At 66.7% G+C, this 16808-nt stretch carries 16 protein-coding genes; 11 read left to right on the top strand and 5 right to left on the bottom strand.

Annotated elements, in window-relative coordinates; genetic code table 11:
- Positions 1 to 100 precede the first annotated feature (100 nt).
- The 10 genes from AC1DW0_RS17255 to AC1DW0_RS17210 all read left to right on the top strand — a co-directional run bounded on the left by AC1DW0_RS17255 (position 101) and on the right by AC1DW0_RS17210 (position 11427).
- Positions 101 to 814 (top strand): TetR/AcrR family transcriptional regulator, encoded by a 714-nt coding sequence (locus AC1DW0_RS17255; RefSeq protein WP_457325991.1) that lies wholly within the window; start codon positions 101 to 103, stop codon positions 812 to 814.
- 40 nt (positions 815 to 854) lie between these two features.
- Entirely contained in the window at positions 855 to 2645 is a 1791-nt protein-coding gene (locus AC1DW0_RS17250) for an acyl-CoA dehydrogenase C-terminal domain-containing protein (RefSeq protein WP_477947049.1), read from the top strand.
- Between the two features lie 29 nt (positions 2646 to 2674).
- Positions 2675 to 3100, top strand: a complete 426-nt coding sequence (locus tag AC1DW0_RS17245) for a DUF2147 domain-containing protein (protein ID WP_056203610.1) — start codon at positions 2675 to 2677, stop codon at positions 3098 to 3100.
- Positions 3101 to 3274: 174 nt separating this feature from the next.
- Entirely contained in the window at positions 3275 to 5671 is a 2397-nt protein-coding gene (locus AC1DW0_RS17240; protein WP_477947047.1) for a 3-hydroxyacyl-CoA dehydrogenase/enoyl-CoA hydratase family protein, read from the top strand.
- A 58-nt stretch (positions 5672 to 5729) separates the two neighbouring features.
- Positions 5730 to 6221, top strand: coding sequence for a DUF4442 domain-containing protein (locus AC1DW0_RS17235; protein WP_457389147.1), 492 nt, complete (start codon positions 5730 to 5732; stop codon positions 6219 to 6221).
- Between the two features lie 14 nt (positions 6222 to 6235).
- Positions 6236 to 7450, top strand: a complete 1215-nt coding sequence (locus tag AC1DW0_RS17230; RefSeq protein ID WP_477947045.1) for an acetyl-CoA C-acyltransferase — start codon at positions 6236 to 6238, stop codon at positions 7448 to 7450.
- Positions 7451 to 7453: 3 nt separating this feature from the next.
- Positions 7454 to 7987: a DUF1569 domain-containing protein gene (locus tag AC1DW0_RS17225; RefSeq protein WP_457442969.1), complete on the top strand. Its 534-nt coding sequence runs from the start codon at positions 7454 to 7456 to the stop codon at positions 7985 to 7987.
- A gap of 9 nt (positions 7988 to 7996) precedes the next feature.
- A complete protein-coding gene (locus tag AC1DW0_RS17220; RefSeq protein WP_457325565.1) occupies positions 7997 to 8761 on the top strand; it encodes an enoyl-CoA hydratase in 765 nt (254 codons plus the stop codon).
- A gap of 113 nt (positions 8762 to 8874) precedes the next feature.
- Positions 8875 to 9486, top strand: coding sequence for an SGNH/GDSL hydrolase family protein (locus AC1DW0_RS17215; protein ID WP_457350137.1), 612 nt, complete (start codon positions 8875 to 8877; stop codon positions 9484 to 9486).
- A gap of 102 nt (positions 9487 to 9588) precedes the next feature.
- Positions 9589 to 11427, top strand: coding sequence for a rhamnogalacturonan lyase B N-terminal domain-containing protein (locus AC1DW0_RS17210; RefSeq protein WP_477947043.1), 1839 nt, complete (start codon positions 9589 to 9591; stop codon positions 11425 to 11427).
- A 22-nt stretch (positions 11428 to 11449) separates the two neighbouring features.
- On the opposite strand, the gene AC1DW0_RS17205 is transcribed toward AC1DW0_RS17210, so the two are convergent.
- Both AC1DW0_RS17205 and AC1DW0_RS17200 read right to left on the bottom strand, forming a co-directional pair.
- Positions 11450 to 11851, bottom strand: a complete 402-nt coding sequence (locus tag AC1DW0_RS17205) for an acyl-CoA thioesterase (protein WP_056203053.1) — start codon at positions 11849 to 11851, stop codon at positions 11450 to 11452.
- A gap of 37 nt (positions 11852 to 11888) precedes the next feature.
- Positions 11889 to 13535: a methyl-accepting chemotaxis protein gene (locus AC1DW0_RS17200; protein ID WP_457324418.1), complete on the bottom strand. Its 1647-nt coding sequence runs from the start codon at positions 13533 to 13535 to the stop codon at positions 11889 to 11891.
- Between the two features lie 167 nt (positions 13536 to 13702).
- Between AC1DW0_RS17200 and AC1DW0_RS17195 the strand changes: the two genes are divergently transcribed.
- Complete coding sequence (locus AC1DW0_RS17195) at positions 13703 to 15505, top strand: ABCB family ABC transporter ATP-binding protein/permease (RefSeq protein ID WP_477947040.1); 1803 nt, start codon at positions 13703 to 13705, stop codon at positions 15503 to 15505.
- Here the strand turns inward: AC1DW0_RS17195 and AC1DW0_RS17190 are convergent.
- From AC1DW0_RS17190 to AC1DW0_RS17180, 3 genes are all read right to left on the bottom strand, one after another.
- The gene (locus tag AC1DW0_RS17190; protein WP_477947038.1) at positions 15502 to 15825 is read right to left on the bottom strand and encodes a hypothetical protein; all 324 of its coding nucleotides are present in this window, start codon (positions 15823 to 15825) and stop codon (positions 15502 to 15504) included. The genes AC1DW0_RS17195 and AC1DW0_RS17190 overlap by 4 nt on opposite strands.
- 63 nt (positions 15826 to 15888) lie before the next feature.
- Positions 15889 to 16521, bottom strand: a complete 633-nt coding sequence (locus tag AC1DW0_RS17185; protein ID WP_477858843.1) for a UPF0149 family protein — start codon at positions 16519 to 16521, stop codon at positions 15889 to 15891.
- 25 nt (positions 16522 to 16546) lie between these two features.
- Entirely contained in the window at positions 16547 to 16786 is a 240-nt protein-coding gene (locus AC1DW0_RS17180; RefSeq protein WP_056203067.1) for a hypothetical protein, read from the bottom strand.
- Between the last annotated feature and the right edge of the window lie 22 nt (positions 16787 to 16808).

Here is a 16808-nt window from a genome sequence, read left to right as displayed (position 1 = left end):
CGGTAGGACAAGCTGGCGCTGTCACGGGAGCGACCTGCAAAATAGAACGATCGTTCGTTTTATTCCAAGCTGGCTTCCGCCCCTTCTGCCCGTGTCCACGCTGCCCACTCCCGCCAAGAAAACCGCCCCGCTGCGCGTTGCGAAGCCGGCGCGCGTTGCGCGTTCGCTGCAAAAAGGCCAGCAGACCCGTGCCGCCATCCTCGAGGCTGCTCTCGGCCTGGCCTCGCACATGGGCCTGGAGGGCTTGTCCATCGGCGCACTGGCCGATGTGACAGCCATGAGCAAGTCGGGCGTCTTCGCCCACTTCGGCTCGCGTGAGGAACTGCAGATCGCGGTCGTCACTGAGTATCACGCCAAGTTCGAGGAAGAAGTCTTCTTCACCGCCATCCGCGAGCCGCGCGGCCTGCCGCGCCTGCGCGCGATGTTCGAGCGCTGGGTGCGCCGCGTATCCGTCGAGGTCGACTCCGGCTGCATCTACATCAGTGGCGCCGTCGAGTTCGACGACCGGCCCGGCCCGGTGCGCGATGCTCTCGTGGCCATGGTCAAGGCCTGGCATGCGGCGCTGCAAAAGGCCATCCAGCTCGCCATCAGCGAGGGCCATCTGAAAGCCGATGCCGATGTCGAGCAGATTTGCTTCGAGCTGCACGGCCTGATCCTGTCCCTGCACCACGACGCGCGCTTCATGCGCATTCCTGGCGCACTGGCGCGTGCCGGCATCGGCTTCGACCGAGCCATCCAGTTCTACGCCACGCCGCTTGGCCTTGACATCGACGGCAGCCGCAAGCTTCCAAAGACCGGCACCGCCAAGCGCTGAACCCCTTTCTTGACCCACTGACCGTTCCAGGAGTACCCCGATGCCCCAGTACACCCCGCCCATGCGTGACATGCAGTTCGTCATGCACGAGCTGTTGAACGTCGTCGACGAACTGAAGATGCTGCCCGCGCATGCAGACATCGACGCCGACACGATCAACGCGGTGCTTGAGGAGGGTGGCAAGTTCGCCGCCGAGGTGCTTGCGCCCATCAACCTCAGCGGCGACGCCGAGGGCTGCACGCTCGACAAGACCACGCACGAGGTCAAGCCGCCCAAGGGCTTCAAGGAAGCCTACAAGCAGTACGTCGAAGGCGGCTGGCCTGCTTTGAGCTGCGATCCGCAGTTCGGCGGCCAGGGCCTGCCGCATCTGGTGAACCAGTTCTTCTACGAGATGCTGAACTCGGCCAACCAGGCCTGGACGATGTACCCGGGCCTCTCGCATGGCGCCTATGAAGCCCTGCATGCCCATGGCACGCCCGAGCAGCAGGCCACCTACCTGCCCAAGCTGACCAGCGGCGAATGGACCGGCACCATGTGCCTGACCGAGCCGCATTGCGGCACCGACCTCGGCATGCTGCGCAGCAAGGCCGAACCGCAGGCCGATGGCACTTACAAGATCACCGGCCAGAAGATCTTCATCTCGGCCGGCGAACACGACATGGCCGAGAACATCGTCCACCTGGTGCTGGCCCGCCTGCCGGACGCGCCTGTGGGCTCCAAGGGCATTTCGCTCTTCATCGTGCCCAAGTTCAACGTCAACGCCGACGGCTCACTGGGCAGCCGAAACGGCGTCTTCTGCGCCGGCCTGGAGCACAAGATGGGCATCCACGGCAACGCCACCGCGCAGATCGTGCTGGAAGGCGCGAACGGCACGCTGGTGGGCCAGCCCAACAAGGGCCTGGCCGCCATGTTCGTCATGATGAACGCTGCTCGCCTGGGTGTCGGCAACCAGTCCCTGGGTCTGACCGAGGTGGCCTACCAGAACGCCGTCGCCTATGCCAAGGACCGCATCCAGATGCGGGCGCTTTCCGGCCCCAAAGCTCCGGACAAGCCCGCCGATCCCATCATCGTCCACCCCGACGTGCGCAAGATGCTGCTGACGGCCCGCGCCTTCGCCGAAGGCGGCCGCATGCTGCAGGGCTACACGGTGCTGCAGCTGGACAAGGCGCTCAAGAGCGACGACGAGGACGAGCGCAAGGACGCCGAGGCCGAGGTCGCGCTGCTGACGCCCATCATCAAGGCCTTCATCACCGACAACGGCTGGCTGGCCACCTCGCACTGCATGCAGGTATTTGGCGGCCACGGCTTCATCCACGAATGGGGCATGGAGCAGTACGTGCGCGACGCGCGCATCAACATGATCTACGAGGGTACCAACACCATCCAGTCGCTGGACCTGCTGGGCCGCAAGGTGCTGGGCAACAACGGCGCAACCCTCAAGAAGTTCGGCAAGAAGATCGCCGCCTTCATCGAGGAAGAAGGCACCAATGAGGCCATGCAGGAGTTCGTGAACCCGCTTGCCGACCTCGGCGACAAGGTCAACAAGCTCACGCAGGAACTGGGCATGAAGGCCTTTGGCAACCCGGATGAGGTCGGCGCCGCGGCGGTGGACTATCTGCGCGTGGTGGGCCACATGACCTTCGCCTTCTTCTTCGCGCAGGCCGCCAAGATCGCTCTGGCAAAGAAGGACAGCGGCGACCCGTTCTACACGGCCAAGCTGGCCACGGCGCGCTTCTATTTCGCGAAGCTGCTGCCCGAGACGGCGACGCTGATCCGCACCTGCCGTGCGGGCCTGGCGCCGCTGATGGAAATGGAAGAAGCTCTGTTCTGAGCCGCTTGATGAACGACAAGGATGCCCCGATGAAATTCCTGTTCGCTGCTGCCCTGCTGTTGCCCGCGTTTGCGTTCGCGCAGACTTCACCCGTGGGCCTGTGGAAGACCATCGACGACGACGGCAAAACCGCGAAGTCGCTGGTCCGCATCAGCGAACAGGGGGGCACCCTCGTCGGCAGCATCGACAAGCTGCTGGACCCGAGCGCGGAGCCCAACGCGAAATGCGACAAGTGCAAGGATGACCGCAGGGACCAGCCCGTCGTCGGCCTGCAGATCATCCGCGGCGTGAAGACCGAAGGCGACGGCATCTGGGGCGGCGGCGAGATCCTCGACCCTAATAACGGCAAGACCTACCGCACCCGCTTGAAGCCGGTGGACGGTGGCAAGAAACTGGAGATGCGCGGCTACATCGGCCCCTTCTACCGCACGCAGACGTGGATTCGCGTGGAATGAAGTGGCCCCTCGCCCAGGCTGCCGCGCTGCACGCGGGCCAGCCTGGTCGGTCCCCCGAGGGGACGGCGATGCTTGCGGCGTTGAGCCGCAAGCACATCGCCAGCCGGGCCGGCTTGGGGCGGCCCGGCGCTCGGCCCGAAGGGCAATGAACAACTGGCAAACATGGAGAAAGAAATGAGTCGATTCCAAGTCCGCAAGGTCGCCGTGCTCGGCGCCGGCGTGATGGGCGCGCAGATTGCGGCCCACCTCGTCAACTGCAAGGTGCCGGTCGTGCTGTTCGACCTGCCTGCGAAAGAAGGCGCCAAGAATGGCATCGTCACCAAGGCCGTCGATGGCCTGAAGAAGCTCAAGCCGGCCCCGCTGGGTGATGCATCGGAAGCCGCGCTGATCCAGCAGGCCAATTACGAAGAGCACCTGGAAGTCCTGCGCGGCTGCGACCTCATCATCGAGGCCATCGCCGAGCGCATGGACTGGAAGCTCGACCTGTACACCAAGATCGCGCCGTTCATCGCCCCGCATGCGATCGTGGCTTCGAACACGTCTGGATTGAGCATCACCAAGCTCTCCGAAGTGCTGCCCGAAGAAATCAAGCCGCGCTTCTGCGGCATCCACTTCTTCAACCCGCCGCGCTACATGGCGCTGGTCGAGCTGATCAACACGCCGACCACGCAGCCGGAAATCCTCGACCAGCTCGAAGCCTTCGTGACCACGTCGCTGGGCAAGAGCGTCGTGCGCGCCCACGACACGCCCAATTTCGTCGCCAACCGCGTCGGCATCGCCGGCATGATGGCCACGATGATCGAGGCCGAGAAGTTCGGCCTGAGCGTGGACGTCGTCGACGACCTGACCGGCAAGAAGCTGGGCCGCGCATCGAGCGGCACCTTCCGCACCGCGGACGTCGTCGGCCTGGACACCATGGCCCACGTCGTCAAGACGATGCAGGACAACCTCAAGGACGACCCGTTCTACAGCACCTACGCCACGCCCAAGGTGCTGGCCGGCCTGATCGAGAAGGGCGCGCTGGGCCAGAAGACCGGTGCCGGTTTCTACAAGAAAGTCGGCAAGGACATCCAGCGCCTGGATTTCGCCACCGGTGAATACGTCGCCGGCGGCAAGAAGGCTGACGAGATCGTCGCCCGCATCCTGAAGAAGGCGCCGGCCGACCGCCTCAAGCTGCTGCGCGAGAGCACCAACCCGCAAGCCCAGTTCCTGTGGGCCATCCTGCGCGACAGCTTCCACTACGCGGCCGTGCACCTGAACACGGTGGCCGACACGGCCCGCGAGATCGACTTCGCGATGCGCTGGGGCTTCGGCACCACCCAAGGCCCCTTCGAGCTGTGGCAGGCCGCCGGCTGGAAGCAGGTCGCCGAGTGGATCTCGGCCGACATCGCCGACGGCAAGACGCTGTCCAGCGCGCCGCTGCCGGCATGGGTCACCGAAGGCCCGGTCGCCGAAGCCGGTGGCGTGCACACGCCAGCCGGTTCGTGGAGCGCCGCTGAAGGCAAGTTCAAGCCGCGCAGTGAGCTGCCGGTCTACCAGCGCCAAGCCTTCCCGGAGAGCCTGCTGGGCTCCGGCGCCGCCGACCCGCTGAAGAGCGGCACCGAGCTGTTCAAGAACGAGGAAGTGCGCGTCTGGACGCTGGACGGCAACGTCGTCATCGCCTCCATCACCGCCAAGCTGCACCTGATCAGCCCGGCCGTCACCGAAGGCCTGCTGAAGGCCGTCGAGATCGCCGAAGCCGACTACAAGGGCCTGGTGATCTGGTCGCCGGACGATGTGTTCTCCGCCGGCGCCAACCTCGAGAGCCTGATGCCCGTCTTCATGAAGATGGGCAGCAAGGGCATCGCGCCGGAAGAGAAGAAGCTGCAGGACATGATGCTGCGCCTGCGCTACGCCAGCGTGCCGGTCATCGCCGCGATGCGCGGCCTGGCCCTGGGCGGTGGCGCCGAGCTGGCCGTGCACTGCGCACGCCGTGTCGCCCACGTCGAGAGCTATGTGGGCCTGGTCGAAGTCGGCGTGGGCCTGGTGCCCGGCGGTGGTGGCCTGACCTATATCGCTCGCCGCGCCGCCGAGATGGCTGCCGCTGGCAATGCCGGTGCTGACATCCTGGCCTTCCTGAAGGACGGCTTCCTGACCGCGGCCACGGCCAAGGTCGCGACCTCGGCTCACGAAGCCAAGAAGAATGGCTTCCTGCTCGACAGCGACATCATCGTGCCGCACAAGGACGAGCTGCTGCACGTGGCGACGGCCACCGCCATCGGCATGTCCGAGGCCGGCTACCGCCCGCCGCACAAGGCGCTGTTCCCGGTTGCCGGGCGCAGCGGCATCGCGACGATCAAGGGCCAGGTTGCCAATATGCGCGACGGCGGCTTCGTCAGCGCCCACGACTACCACCTGGCCGCGGCGATTGCCGACGTGGTCTGCGGCGGCGAAGTCGAGGCCGGTTCCCTCGTCACCGAGGAGTACCTGATGGCGCTGGAGCGCAAGCACTTCTGCAGCTTGCTCGACAACCCGAAGACTCAAGAGCGAATCATGGGCATGTTGCAAACCGGCAAGCCCGTCCGAAACTAATGACATCGCGGGACAGACCGAAGCGCGTAGCTCTGTCCTCGACTGACTAGGAACAAAAGTGAACCGGCTTCAACGCACCTTGGCCAAGCTGGACGGGCTCCCGGGCCCGCTGCGCGGCCCTGCGCGCAACTTCGCGCTTCGCCGTGCGGTTCCCTTCACGGGCACGGCATCGCTCGATTTCATTGCCCTCACCCCCGAGCACAGCGAGATCCGCGTCGCCAACAAGCGCCCGGTGCAGAACCACATCAAGGGCGTGCATGCGGCCGCGATGTCGCTGCTCGCCGAGACCGCCACCGGCATGGTGGTGGGCATGAATGTGCGTGACGACTGCCTGCCGCTGTGCAAGTCGCTGCAGGTGAACTTCAGGAAGCGCGCCACCGGCGGCCTGGTCGCCAAGGCGCACCTGACCGCCGCTCAGCGCTTCGCCATGGCGAACGAGACCAAGGGTGAAGTGCGGGTCGCCGTGACCGTGACCGACGAAGCCGGCATCGAGCCGATCGAGTGTGAATTTGTCTGGGCCTGGGTGCCCAAAGAAAAGCCCCAGGCTTAAGTAAAGGAAAGACCATGAGCAAGCAAGTCCAAGACGCCTACATCGTCTCCGCCACCCGTCTGCCCATCGGCAAGAGCGGCCGCGGCTACTTCAAGAACACGCGCCCCGACGAGATGCTCGTCAAGGTGATGCAGGCCGTGCTGGCGCAGGCCCCGGGCCTGGACCCGGCGGCCATTGAAGACGCCATCGTCGGCTGCTCCTTCCCCGAAGGCGAGCAGGGCATGAACATCGCCCGCGTCGCCTCGGTGCTGGCGGGCCTGGGCCCCACCATCGGCGGCGTGACGATCAACCGCTACTGCGCCTCCGGCATCACCGCCGTGCAGATGGCCGCCGATCGCATCCGCGTGGGCGAAGCCGACGTGATGTTCGCCGGCGGCGTCGAGTCCATGTCCATGATCCCGATGGGTGGCAACAAGCCCAGCCTGTCGCCGCTGATCTTCGAGAAGGACGAGAACATCGGCATCGCCTACGGCATGGGCCTGACGGCCGAGAAGGTTGCCGCGCAGTGGAAGATCAGCCGCGAAGCGCAGGACGAGTTCTCGGTGGAATCGCACCGCCGTGCCGTGGCCGCCATGGCAGCCGGCCACTTCGACGCCGAGATGACGCCCTTCGACGTCGTCGAGCGCACGCCCAATCTTGCCGACGGTACGGTCAACACCAAGACCCGCACCGTCAAGCTCGACGAAGGCGCTCGCCCCGACACGTCGCTGGAAGGCCTGGCCAAGCTCAAGCCGGTGTTCGCCGCCAAGGGCAGCGTCACCGCCGGCAACAGCTCGCAGACCTCCGACGGCTCGGGTGGTTTGCTGATCGTCAGCGAAGCGGCGCTCAAGCGCTACAACCTGACGCCGCTGGCACGCTTCGTGTCCTTCGCCGTGCGTGGCGTGCCGCCGGAGATCATGGGCATCGGTCCGATCGCCGCCATCCCCGTGGCACTGAAGGCCGCTGGCATCACCGCCGCCGACCTGGACTGGATCGAACTGAACGAGGCCTTCGCCGCGCAGTCGCTGGCCGTGCTGAACGACCTCGACAGCAAGGGTATCGTGCTCGACCGCAGCAAGGTCAACCCGAACGGCGGCGCGATCGCGCTGGGCCACCCGCTGGGCGCCACCGGCGCCATCCGTGCGGCCTCGGTCATCCACAACCTGCGCCGCACCGGTGGCAAGTACGGCATGGTGACAATGTGCGTCGGCGCCGGCCAAGGCGCAGCAGGCATCTTCGAAAGGCTGTAAACCATGGATCGTCGCCGCGCGCTCAAGACCACCACGGTGTTGCTCGCGGCGACCCCGCTGGCCGCCTGCACGGGCAAGTTGAAGACCTTTGCGACGTGGAAGGACGGTCAGCAGGCCGTGCTCGATCTGCTGTTCGCGCCCAAGGTCGTGCAGGACAACCCCTGGAACCTCAGCCAGGTCATGCAGCATCTGGCCCAGAGCATCGAGTTCTCGATGCAGGGCTTCCCGGCGCTCAAGGGCGCCTGGTTCCGCTCGTCCATCGGCTCGGCGGCCTTCGCGGTATTCAATGCGCGCGGTGCGATGAGCCACAGCCTGGACGAGCCCATTCCCGGCGCGCCGGCGCTGGACGCCTCACAGGCGCTGAAGACCTCGGTGCAGCGCCTGTTGGATGCCATGGACGCGTTCACGCAATTCAACGGCACACTGCGGCCTCATTTCGCCTACGGTGAGCTGACCAAGCCGCAGTACGAGCGAGCCCATTTGATGCACCTGGCCAATCACTGGACGCAGTTCCACGCCAAGACCGCAGTTGCGTAAGGACTCCACATGACCATCAAGAGCTACACCGTCAACGGCGTCGCGACCCTCGAGATCGCCCGCCCCGAGAAGAAGAACGCGATCACCCAGGCGATGTACCAGGCCATGGCCGACGCGCTGCGCGCGGCCGATGCCGATCCGGCCGTGCGCGCGGTGCTGATCACCGGCCAGCCGGGCATCTTCACGTCGGGCAATGACCTGGAAGACTTCATGGCCGGCCCGACGCGGGGTGAAGATGCACCGACCTTCCAGTTCATGCATGCACTGGTGGACAGCACCAAGCCCGTGATCGCTGCCGTGACCGGTGCGGCCATCGGCATCGGTACCACCATGCTGCTGCACTGCGACTTCGTCTTCGTCGCCGACGACGCCCGCCTGGCCATGCCCTTCGTGGCCTTGGGCCTGGTGCCCGAATTCGCCTCCAGCGTCGTGCTGCCCCAGCTGATCGGCAACCGTCGCGCGGCCGAGAAGCTGCTGCTGGGCGACCCCTTCACCGGTGAGCAGGCCGTCGAATGCGGCATCGCCAACCGCGTGCTGCCGGGTTCCGAAGTGCTGAACCACGCACGCCGCATCGCCGAACGGTTCAACAACCTCGCGCCGGGAGCGGTGCGCGACAGCAAGAAGCTGATCCGCGATGCCCAGCGCGACGCCGTCAAGGCCGCCATCACGCGTGAAGCCGAGATCTTCGGTGCCCGCTTGCGCAGCCCGGAGGCGATGGAGGCTTTCCAGGCCTTCTTCCAGAAACGCGTGCCGGACTTTTCCAAATTCTCCTGAAGCTTTCAAAGATCGCACTCGGCCCACTGCTGATTTGGCAGGGGCGCCGAGTCCGTGCGACGGCGCTGCGTTTGCCCGAGGCGGCCGGCCCGCGTTGGGCCGAAGGCTCGACGTTGCGACTGCTGATCGTCGGCGACTCGTCCGCCGCTGGAGTCGGTGCAGCGCATCAGGACGAAGCACTGGCCGGCCGGCTCGCTCAGGCTCTGGCAACGCGCCTCGGGCAGCCGGTGGGCTGGCAGCTCATCGCGACCAGCGGCCATCGCAGCGAGCAGGCGCTCGCGGCGTTCGAGGCGGCGGACGTGGTGCAGGCCGATGTGCTGATCACCTCCCTGGGCGTCAACGACGTTGTTGACCAGATCGCGCCTGCGCAGGCGTTGGTGGCGTTGGACCGCATCCACGCCCTTGCGACCGAGCGCGCTGGTGTGCGCCTGAGCGTGCACTGCGCAGCGCCGCCCATGCAGCGATTCCCGCTGCTGCCCCAGCCTCTGCGCTGGTTCTTCGGCCGCCAGGCAGCGCGCTTCAACGTGGCCTTGAGTTCGTCGGTCGAAGGCCAGGCATCACGCCATGTGCTGCATCTGCCCGAGGCCATGCAACGCAATGCCGTCGAGCTGATGGCCGAGGACGGCTTCCACCCCGGCCCGCGCGGCTATGCGCTCTGGGCCGAGGCGCTGGCCGATCGGGTGGTGGCGTCGTTACCTCAGCTATCGATCCACTCACCAAGTTGAGCGTTGCGGCCGCCCGGCCGTTCCTAGACTGCCCCGGCCGCAGCAACGCGGCAGCACCGGCCGCGCGAACCTGCAGACGGCGGGCTCAATAGGAGACAAAACATGCGGATCGATTTCCTCCGCCGGTGCTTGCGCCGGCTGGGCGCGGCAGCGTGCCTGCTTTTGGCGACGGCCACGGCCACGCCAGCATTGGCGGCCTTGAGCCTCACCACGCTCTACGACAGCGGCAGTTCTGCCAAGCTGCAATACCAGGTGGACACCGGCGGCGGCCTGGTGTTCAAGGTGATGGCCTACGACAACGGCGTCAGCACCCAGTCCAAGGGCGACCTTTCCAGCCTACTCTACAACGGCGTGCAGTACGCCGATGCCAGCCGTGGCTCGCAGCTGAACTCCGGCTTCGACTTCCTCTACAGCAACGTCTCGGCCGTCGACGTGCAGGCCCAGATGATCAGCAGCAGTGGTGCGGCCACCTCGGCCTCCACCGCCAACGGCGGCGTGGTCAGCGGCGGCACCTACGTCAAGATCACGGTGACCGTCTTCAGCGCCAACGGCGGCGTGCTCAAGCACTACTACATGGCCAAGAGCGGCGAGCCGCGCATCTACATGGGCACCTATTTCACCGAGGAGCCCGACACGCTGAACCTGGTGCGCTTCATCCTGCGCGTGCCCATCGCGGCGCTCTCCAAGGGAGGGCCGGCCGGCCTGCCCGGCGGCCTGGCTAGCAACGGCAGTTGGCCGCAGGACCTGCGCGGCACGGACACGACGGTCGAAGCGAGCGACGTGTTCGGTTTCTCCAGCAGCACCTCCAGCGCGGGGCAAACGCGCTCCAAGCACTACTCCAACATGCGGCTGAAGGACTGGCAGTACTTCGGCGGCCTCAACAGCGCCGGCAGCGTGGGGCTGTGGTTCTATCGGGACAACAACGAAGGCAATTCCGGCGGGCCCTTCTACCGCAGCCTGCTCAACCAGATCACCGCCACCAACAACGAGCTGACCTATATCGTCAACTATGGCGAGGGCCAGACCGAGGCCTTCCGCATGGGGGTGTTGAACAGCTACACGCTGATGTTCACCGCCGGCGGTGCGCCGTCGGCGCCGGATACGAGCTGGTTCTCGGTGATGGCGCTGGACGGTTATGTGGCTGCGTCCGGCCGCGGCACGGTGGCCGGCGTCGGTCTGTCGGGCACCGATTCGAACTACAGCTACACGGTGGGCATCTCCAGCAGCACGGCGCAGTACTGGGCCAGCGCCAACCTCGCCAACAACGGCTTCTTCAAGAGCACCGGCATGCGGCCGGGCACCTACACGCTCACGGTCTACAAGAACGAGCTGGCGGTCTACACCGGCAGCGTGACCGTCACGGCCGGCGGCACGACGACCTTGAACACGCTGGCGATCAACGCCGACCCTTCAGCCAAGGCGGCGCTGTGGCGCATCGGCAACTGGGACGGCACGCCAGCCGAGTTCCTGAACGGCGGCAGGCTCACGACCATGCACCCGACGGATGCGCGCATGAGCAGTTGGGTGCCGGCCACCTTCGTGGTGGGCACGTCGAGCGCGGCCAGCGGTTTCCCGGCCTGCCAATGGAAGGACGTCAACAACGCGCGCGTCATCCAGTTCACGCTGACCAGCGCCCAGGTGCAGAACCTGACGCTGCGCATTGGAACGACGGAAGACTTCAACGGCGCCCGGCCGCAGATCAGCGTCAACAACGGCAGCTGGACCTCCGCCATCCCGACCGCGCCGCCCAAGGGCTCGCGCAACCTGACGGTGGGCACCTACCGCGGCGTGAACCGGCTCTACAGCTTCGACATTCCGTCGACCGCGCTGGTGGCCGGCACCAACACGGTGACCGTCAATGTCGTCAGCGGTACCTCGGGCACGGCATACCTGAGCCCGGCACTGTCTTACGACGCGGTCGACCTGATCGTGACGCCGTGACCCCTGGATCGGCGCGGGCCGATCAGGGTGCCACCAGCCTCGACTTGCCTTCGCGGTCGATGGCCACGTAGGTCAGGTTGGCCTCGGTCACCTTGACCACGTGCAGGTTCTCCGGGTCGCGCTCGGCCATCACCTCCACGTGCACGGTGACGGAGGTGCGGCCCACCCGGGTGACTGTGGCGTAAAAACTCAGCAGGTCGCCGATGGACACCGGCTGCTTGAAAACGAACTCGTTGACGGCGACGGTGGCGACGCGGCCACGCGAGATGCGGGCCGGCAGCACCGAGCCGGCGATGTCGACCTGGGCCATGATCCAGCCGCCGAAGATGTCGCCGTTGGCGTTGGCGTCGGCCGGCATGGGCATGACGCGCAGGACGAGCTGGCGGTCACCGCCGTGCGGTGTCGATGGGGCGTTTTCAGTCATGGCGGGATTGTCCCGTACAAGCTGCCGTTCAGAAGCGCTACCGGTTGTCGGCGCCCGGCGTGGCGCGAGGCGCCGTGTCACCCCGCTGCGCCTTGCGCAAGTTGGCCGCGTCGGCCTCGGCCAGGCTCCTGTCCTGGTCGCTCAGGCGGAAGACACGGATGGAGTCCCGCACCCGGCTGACCTGGCCGTTCAGCGCTGTGGCCGAAGCGGCCAGCTCCTCCACCATCGCGGCGTTCTGCTGCGTGATGGCATCCATCTGCTGCACGGCCTCGCCGACCTGGGCGACGCCGGTGGCCTGCTCGCTCGCGGCGGTGTCGATCTGCACCAGCACGTCGCTGACGCGTGACACGGCGGAGGCCACCTCGTCCATGCGCAGCTGTGCGTCACCGGCCCGGTGGCTGCCGGTCTCGACGCGCCCGCGCGATTCCTCGATAAGGGCGCGGATCTCCTTGGCTGCCGTGCCGGTGCGCTGAGCGAGGGCGCGCACCTCGGCGGCCACCACCGCGAAACCGCGGCCCTGCTCGCCGGCGCGAGCCGCCTCGACGGCGGCATTCAGGGCCAGGATGTTGGTCTGGAAGGCCACGCCTTCGATGACCTGGATGATGTCGCCGATGCGCTGCGACGAGTCGGTGATCTCCTGCATGGTGTCCGTCACGCCGTGGACGGCTTGCTGGCTGCGCTGGGCCACACCGGCGGTCTCGCGCGCAAAGCGGGCACCGTCGCCGGCCAGCTCCGAGGTCTGCCGCACGGTGCCGCTGATCTCGTCCATCGCGGCGGCGGTCTGCTCCAGGCTGCTGGCTTGGGACTCGGTGCGGGAAGACAGGTCCTGGTTGCCGGCGGCGATCTCCCGGGCACCGTCCTCCAGGTGGATGACCTCCTCGCGCACATCGCGCACGACGGTGCGCACGGACACGGTCAGTTGGGCCAGCGCCAGTTGCAGCTCGCCGATCTCGCCCCGGCCGCTGACCTCGACGTGCCGCGTCAGATCGCCGCCTGCCAGCAGGTTGGCGGTGGCAATCACCTGGCGCAGCGGGGCGATCCCGCTCGCGAGCAGGCCGTAGCTGGCGGCGGCGGTGCTGGCCAGGGCAGCCAGTACCAGGCCCCAGCCTGGCGCGCCGGCCCAGGCTGCGAGCAGCGGTCCGGCCGCGGCCAGCACGGCCAGCAAAACCATCTGGCCGCGCAACTCGGGCCGCAGCCAGTCTGTCAGGCGGCCCACTGTGTCGTTGCGCTTGACCACGCCGCGCCGCAGCACATGAGTCCGGCGGCCTGCGGCCGCCTCAGCGCGCATGGTGGCGTAGAGCTGCTCGAAGCGGCGTACCTCGACGTCGCTGGGCTTGGTGCGCACCGACAGATACCCCACCGTGCGGTCGCCGTTTCGCACCGGCGTCGCGTTGGCTCGCACCCAGTAGTAGTCGCCGTTCTTGCGCCGGTTCTTGACGAGTGCGGTCCAGGGTTGTCCGCCCTCGATGGTGGCCCAGAGGTCGCGGAAGGCCTCCTCCGGCATGTCCGGGTGGCGCACGATGTTGTGCGGCTGGCCCAGCAACTCCGCCTGCGCGTAGCCGCTGACGGCCACGAAGCTGGGGTTGCAGTAGGTGATGCGCCCCTTCAGGTCCGTGATGGAAATGAGGGTCTGGTCGGAGGCCAGGGCGTACCCGTTCGGGGTCACCGGTTGGTTGTTGCGCATATTGGCCTCTCAGGTGGGACGGATAACCAGCCCTGGTTTTCGGCGCCAGGGGCCCAGCGTAGGGGTAGAAAGGTGCACCGCGATTGCGCTGCGTCAAAGGCGCAAGGGGTTCGCCGGCAGTTCCCATGCGGAACACGCCTTCCGGCGCGCGACCGGACAATGCCGGCATGCGTTCTCTTGCCGCCCGCCTCCCTGAACCCGCCTCAGCCAGCGCTCCCCGTGGCGACTGGGGCACCGTCGGCCGCCTGCTGCCCTATCTGTGGCGCTACCGCTGGCGCGTTGCACTGGCGCTGACCTTCATGGTGGGCGCCAAGCTCTGCAATGTCGGCGTGCCCCTGCTGCTCAAGCAGCTGATCGACAGCCTGAACCTCAAGCCTGGCCAGCCCGAGGCCCTGATGGTGGTGCCGCTGGGCCTGCTGCTGGCCTATGGCGCGTTGCGGCTGTCGACGTCGCTGTTCGCCGAGGCGCGTGAGCTGATCTTCGCCAAGGCCACCGAGGGCACGTCGCGCAGCATCTCGCTGCAGGTGTTCCGGCATCTGCACGACCTGTCGCTGCGCTTTCACCTCGAACGCCAGACCGGCGGCATGACGCGCGACATCGAGCGCGGCACGCGCGCTGTGCACTCGCTGATCAGCTATTCGCTCTACAGCATCGTGCCGACGCTGATCGAGGTCGTGCTGGTGCTGACGCTGCTGGGCGTCAAGTTCGACGTCTGGTTCGCCGGCATCACGGTGGCGGCGTTGGTGATCTATATCGGCTTTACCGTCGTCGTCACCGAGTGGCGCACCAAATTCCGCAAGACGCTCAACGAGCTGGACTCGGTGGCCCACAGCAAGGCCATCGACTCGCTGCTGAACTACGAGACGGTCAAGTACTTCAACAACGAGGCCTTCGAGGCCACGCGCTATGACGAGAGCCTGGAGAAGCTGCGCCGCGCGCAGCTGAAAAGCCAGCGCACGTTGTCCATGCTGAACACCGGCCAGCAGCTCATCATCGCGTCGGCGCTGGTGCTGATGCTGTGGCGAGCCACCCAGGGCGTCGTGGCGGGCCACATGAGCCTGGGCGACCTGGTCATGGTCAACGCCTTCATGATCCAGCTCTATATCCCGCTGAACTTCCTCGGCGTGATCTACCGCGAGATCAAGCAGGCGCTGACGGATATCGAGAAGCTCTTCGTGCTGCTGGACCGCGAGCGCGAGATCGCCGATGCGCCGGATGCCGCCGAGCTGGCCGTGGGTGGCGGCAGTGTCGTCTTCGACAACGTCCGCTTCGCCTACGACCCCGTGCGGCCCATCCTGCACGGCGTCAGCTTCGAGATCCCGGCGGGCAAGAAGGTCGCCGTCGTCGGCCCCAGCGGCTCAGGCAAGAGCACGCTGGCGCGGCTGCTCTACCGCTTCTACGACATCGACTCGGGCGCCATCCGCATCGACGGCCAGGACGTCCGTACGGTGACGCAGTCCAGCCTGCGCCGCGCCATCGGCATCGTGCCGCAGGACACCGTGCTCTTCAACGACACCGTGGCCTACAACATCGCCTATGGGCGGCCCGGCGCTGGCCAGGCGGAGGTCGAGGGCGCGGCGCGTGCGGCGCATATCCATGCCTTCATCGCGGCGACACCGCTCGGCTACGACACCATGGTGGGCGAACGTGGCCTGAAGCTGTCGGGTGGCGAGAAGCAGCGCGTGGCCATTGCGCGCACGCTGCTGAAGAACCCGCCCATCCTCATCTTTGATGAAGCCACGTCGGCACTGGATTCGACCAACGAGCGAGCCATCCAGGCCGAACTGGAGTCCGTGGGCCAGAACAAGACCGTGCTGGTCATCGCCCACCGCCTGTCCACCGTCGTCGACGCGCACGAGATCCTCGTGCTGGAGCAGGGCCGCATCATCGAGCGCGGCCGGCACGACACCTTGCTGGCCAGGAACGGCCGCTACGCCGAAATGTGGCGCCTGCAGCAGTCAGCTGACTAGTGTGGCTTCTTGGGCTTGTCGAAGCTCTTGGGCCGATAGACGTTGCCGTCCCACTCGCCGTCCGTGCGACTGTCGCGCGCATCGTGCAGGGCCGACTCGCGGGCGCGGCGGATGACGCGCTCGGCCTCCAGCGCGGCGGCTCGGGTCTGGCGCTGGCGGCGGCGCCAACCGGTCAGTCGGGCGATCTGCAACTCCACCCACGATGCCAGGGCGGCCACGCCGGCATCCACCCGCGCCTGCAGCCGGTAGGGCAGGGCCATGTGGACCGCCATCGCGATGCAGACGGCAAGGCCGGTGGCGGCGAGCAGGGTCTGGAGCATGGCCTGAAGTTAACCTAAACCGACGCTTGCGGCCACCTGCAACCACCCGCGTTGGGGGGATGGTTACGCTTTCTGGTCAGCGTCTTGGCGCAGAGCCCACAACGCCAGCATGGCGTCAGGAATCTTGCGGCTGGCTTCGTCGCGCTCGGCAGCCGAGCCTTCGGCCAGCGCGCCATCCTCACCGCCCAGGGCGGCGATGGGCGCGAGCAGCTCGGCCGTTCCGGCACCGTCGAACAACGGCCCCCAGGCCTCGGGCGCCAGGTCCACGGCCATCAGGAAGCCGGCAGCCCAGTCTTCGGCGTCGGCGTACTCGGTGTCTTCACCTTCGCTGTCCCCCTCCAGTGAGGCAAAGCTGAAGATGGGCTCCCAGGCCTTGGGCGCATGCGTCCAGGCCATGGCGATGGATTGCACATGCCGCAGCATCGCCATGACGACCTTTTTGCGCTGCTTGCCGCTGGCGAAGGGCTTGGGGTCGGGCTCCTGGTCGCCGCCCCAGACCACCGGCAGCCAGGCGTCTCCAGGCAGGTCGGCCAGCTTTTGCGGCGACAGCAGCAGGCCAGTCAGATAGCCGTCCAGCGCCTCGATGTTCATCGCGCTATCGGTGGGCAGCACCGAGAGCAGCTCGTCCAGGTCGTCGAGCTCCTCGTCGGACAGCGGCCGGTTGTCGGAGGCAGGGTTGTATTGGGGGTACTGCATGGGAGTCGTCCTTTGCCTCGCGAGTTCAGCCGTGGCGGCCGTGGCGGCTCTTGGGCTTCTTGTTGTCGATTTCGGCAATCTGTGCCTTCAGCAAGGCCATCAGCACGCGGGCGTTCTGCTCCGTCATGACGATGACGCTGCTGGGCTCGATGCCGTCGATGGGCGTCTTGGGCGTGACCATGGCGTCCACCTTGAACATGATCTGGCCGTGCTGGTTGGCGGACGCGGCCTTGAACTTCTGGATTTCGATTTGATGGGTCTTCATGGGGCGTGCCGGACGAATGAGG

The organism is Roseateles sp. P4_D2 (genome assembly GCF_056401875.1).
Note: the sequence above shows the minus strand (reverse complement) of the source record. Positions and strands in the feature narration are given on the sequence as shown.

What these genes read in the sequence shown, in the direction of transcription:
- AC1DW0_RS17250 (WP_477947049.1), top strand. Translation starts at nt 855, where the DNA reads ATGCCCCAGTACACCCCGCCCATGCGTGACATGCAGTTCGTCATGCAC.
- AC1DW0_RS17245 (WP_056203610.1), top strand. Translation starts at nt 2,675, where the DNA reads ATGAAATTCCTGTTCGCTGCTGCCCTGCTGTTGCCCGCGTTTGCGTTC.
- AC1DW0_RS17240 (WP_477947047.1), top strand. Translation starts at nt 3,275, where the DNA reads ATGAGTCGATTCCAAGTCCGCAAGGTCGCCGTGCTCGGCGCCGGCGTG.
- AC1DW0_RS17230 (WP_477947045.1), top strand. Translation starts at nt 6,236, where the DNA reads ATGAGCAAGCAAGTCCAAGACGCCTACATCGTCTCCGCCACCCGTCTG.
- AC1DW0_RS17225 (WP_457442969.1), top strand. Translation starts at nt 7,454, where the DNA reads ATGGATCGTCGCCGCGCGCTCAAGACCACCACGGTGTTGCTCGCGGCG.
- AC1DW0_RS17220 (WP_457325565.1), top strand. Translation starts at nt 7,997, where the DNA reads ATGACCATCAAGAGCTACACCGTCAACGGCGTCGCGACCCTCGAGATC.
- AC1DW0_RS17210 (WP_477947043.1), top strand. Translation starts at nt 9,589, where the DNA reads ATGCGGATCGATTTCCTCCGCCGGTGCTTGCGCCGGCTGGGCGCGGCA.
- AC1DW0_RS17205 (WP_056203053.1), bottom strand. Translation starts at nt 11,851, where the DNA reads ATGACTGAAAACGCCCCATCGACACCGCACGGCGGTGACCGCCAGCTC.
- AC1DW0_RS17200 (WP_457324418.1), bottom strand. Translation starts at nt 13,535, where the DNA reads ATGCGCAACAACCAACCGGTGACCCCGAACGGGTACGCCCTGGCCTCC.
- AC1DW0_RS17195 (WP_477947040.1), top strand. Translation starts at nt 13,703, where the DNA reads ATGCGTTCTCTTGCCGCCCGCCTCCCTGAACCCGCCTCAGCCAGCGCT.
- AC1DW0_RS17190 (WP_477947038.1), bottom strand. Translation starts at nt 15,825, where the DNA reads ATGCTCCAGACCCTGCTCGCCGCCACCGGCCTTGCCGTCTGCATCGCG.
- AC1DW0_RS17185 (WP_477858843.1), bottom strand. Translation starts at nt 16,521, where the DNA reads ATGCAGTACCCCCAATACAACCCTGCCTCCGACAACCGGCCGCTGTCC.
- AC1DW0_RS17180 (WP_056203067.1), bottom strand. Translation starts at nt 16,786, where the DNA reads ATGAAGACCCATCAAATCGAAATCCAGAAGTTCAAGGCCGCGTCCGCC.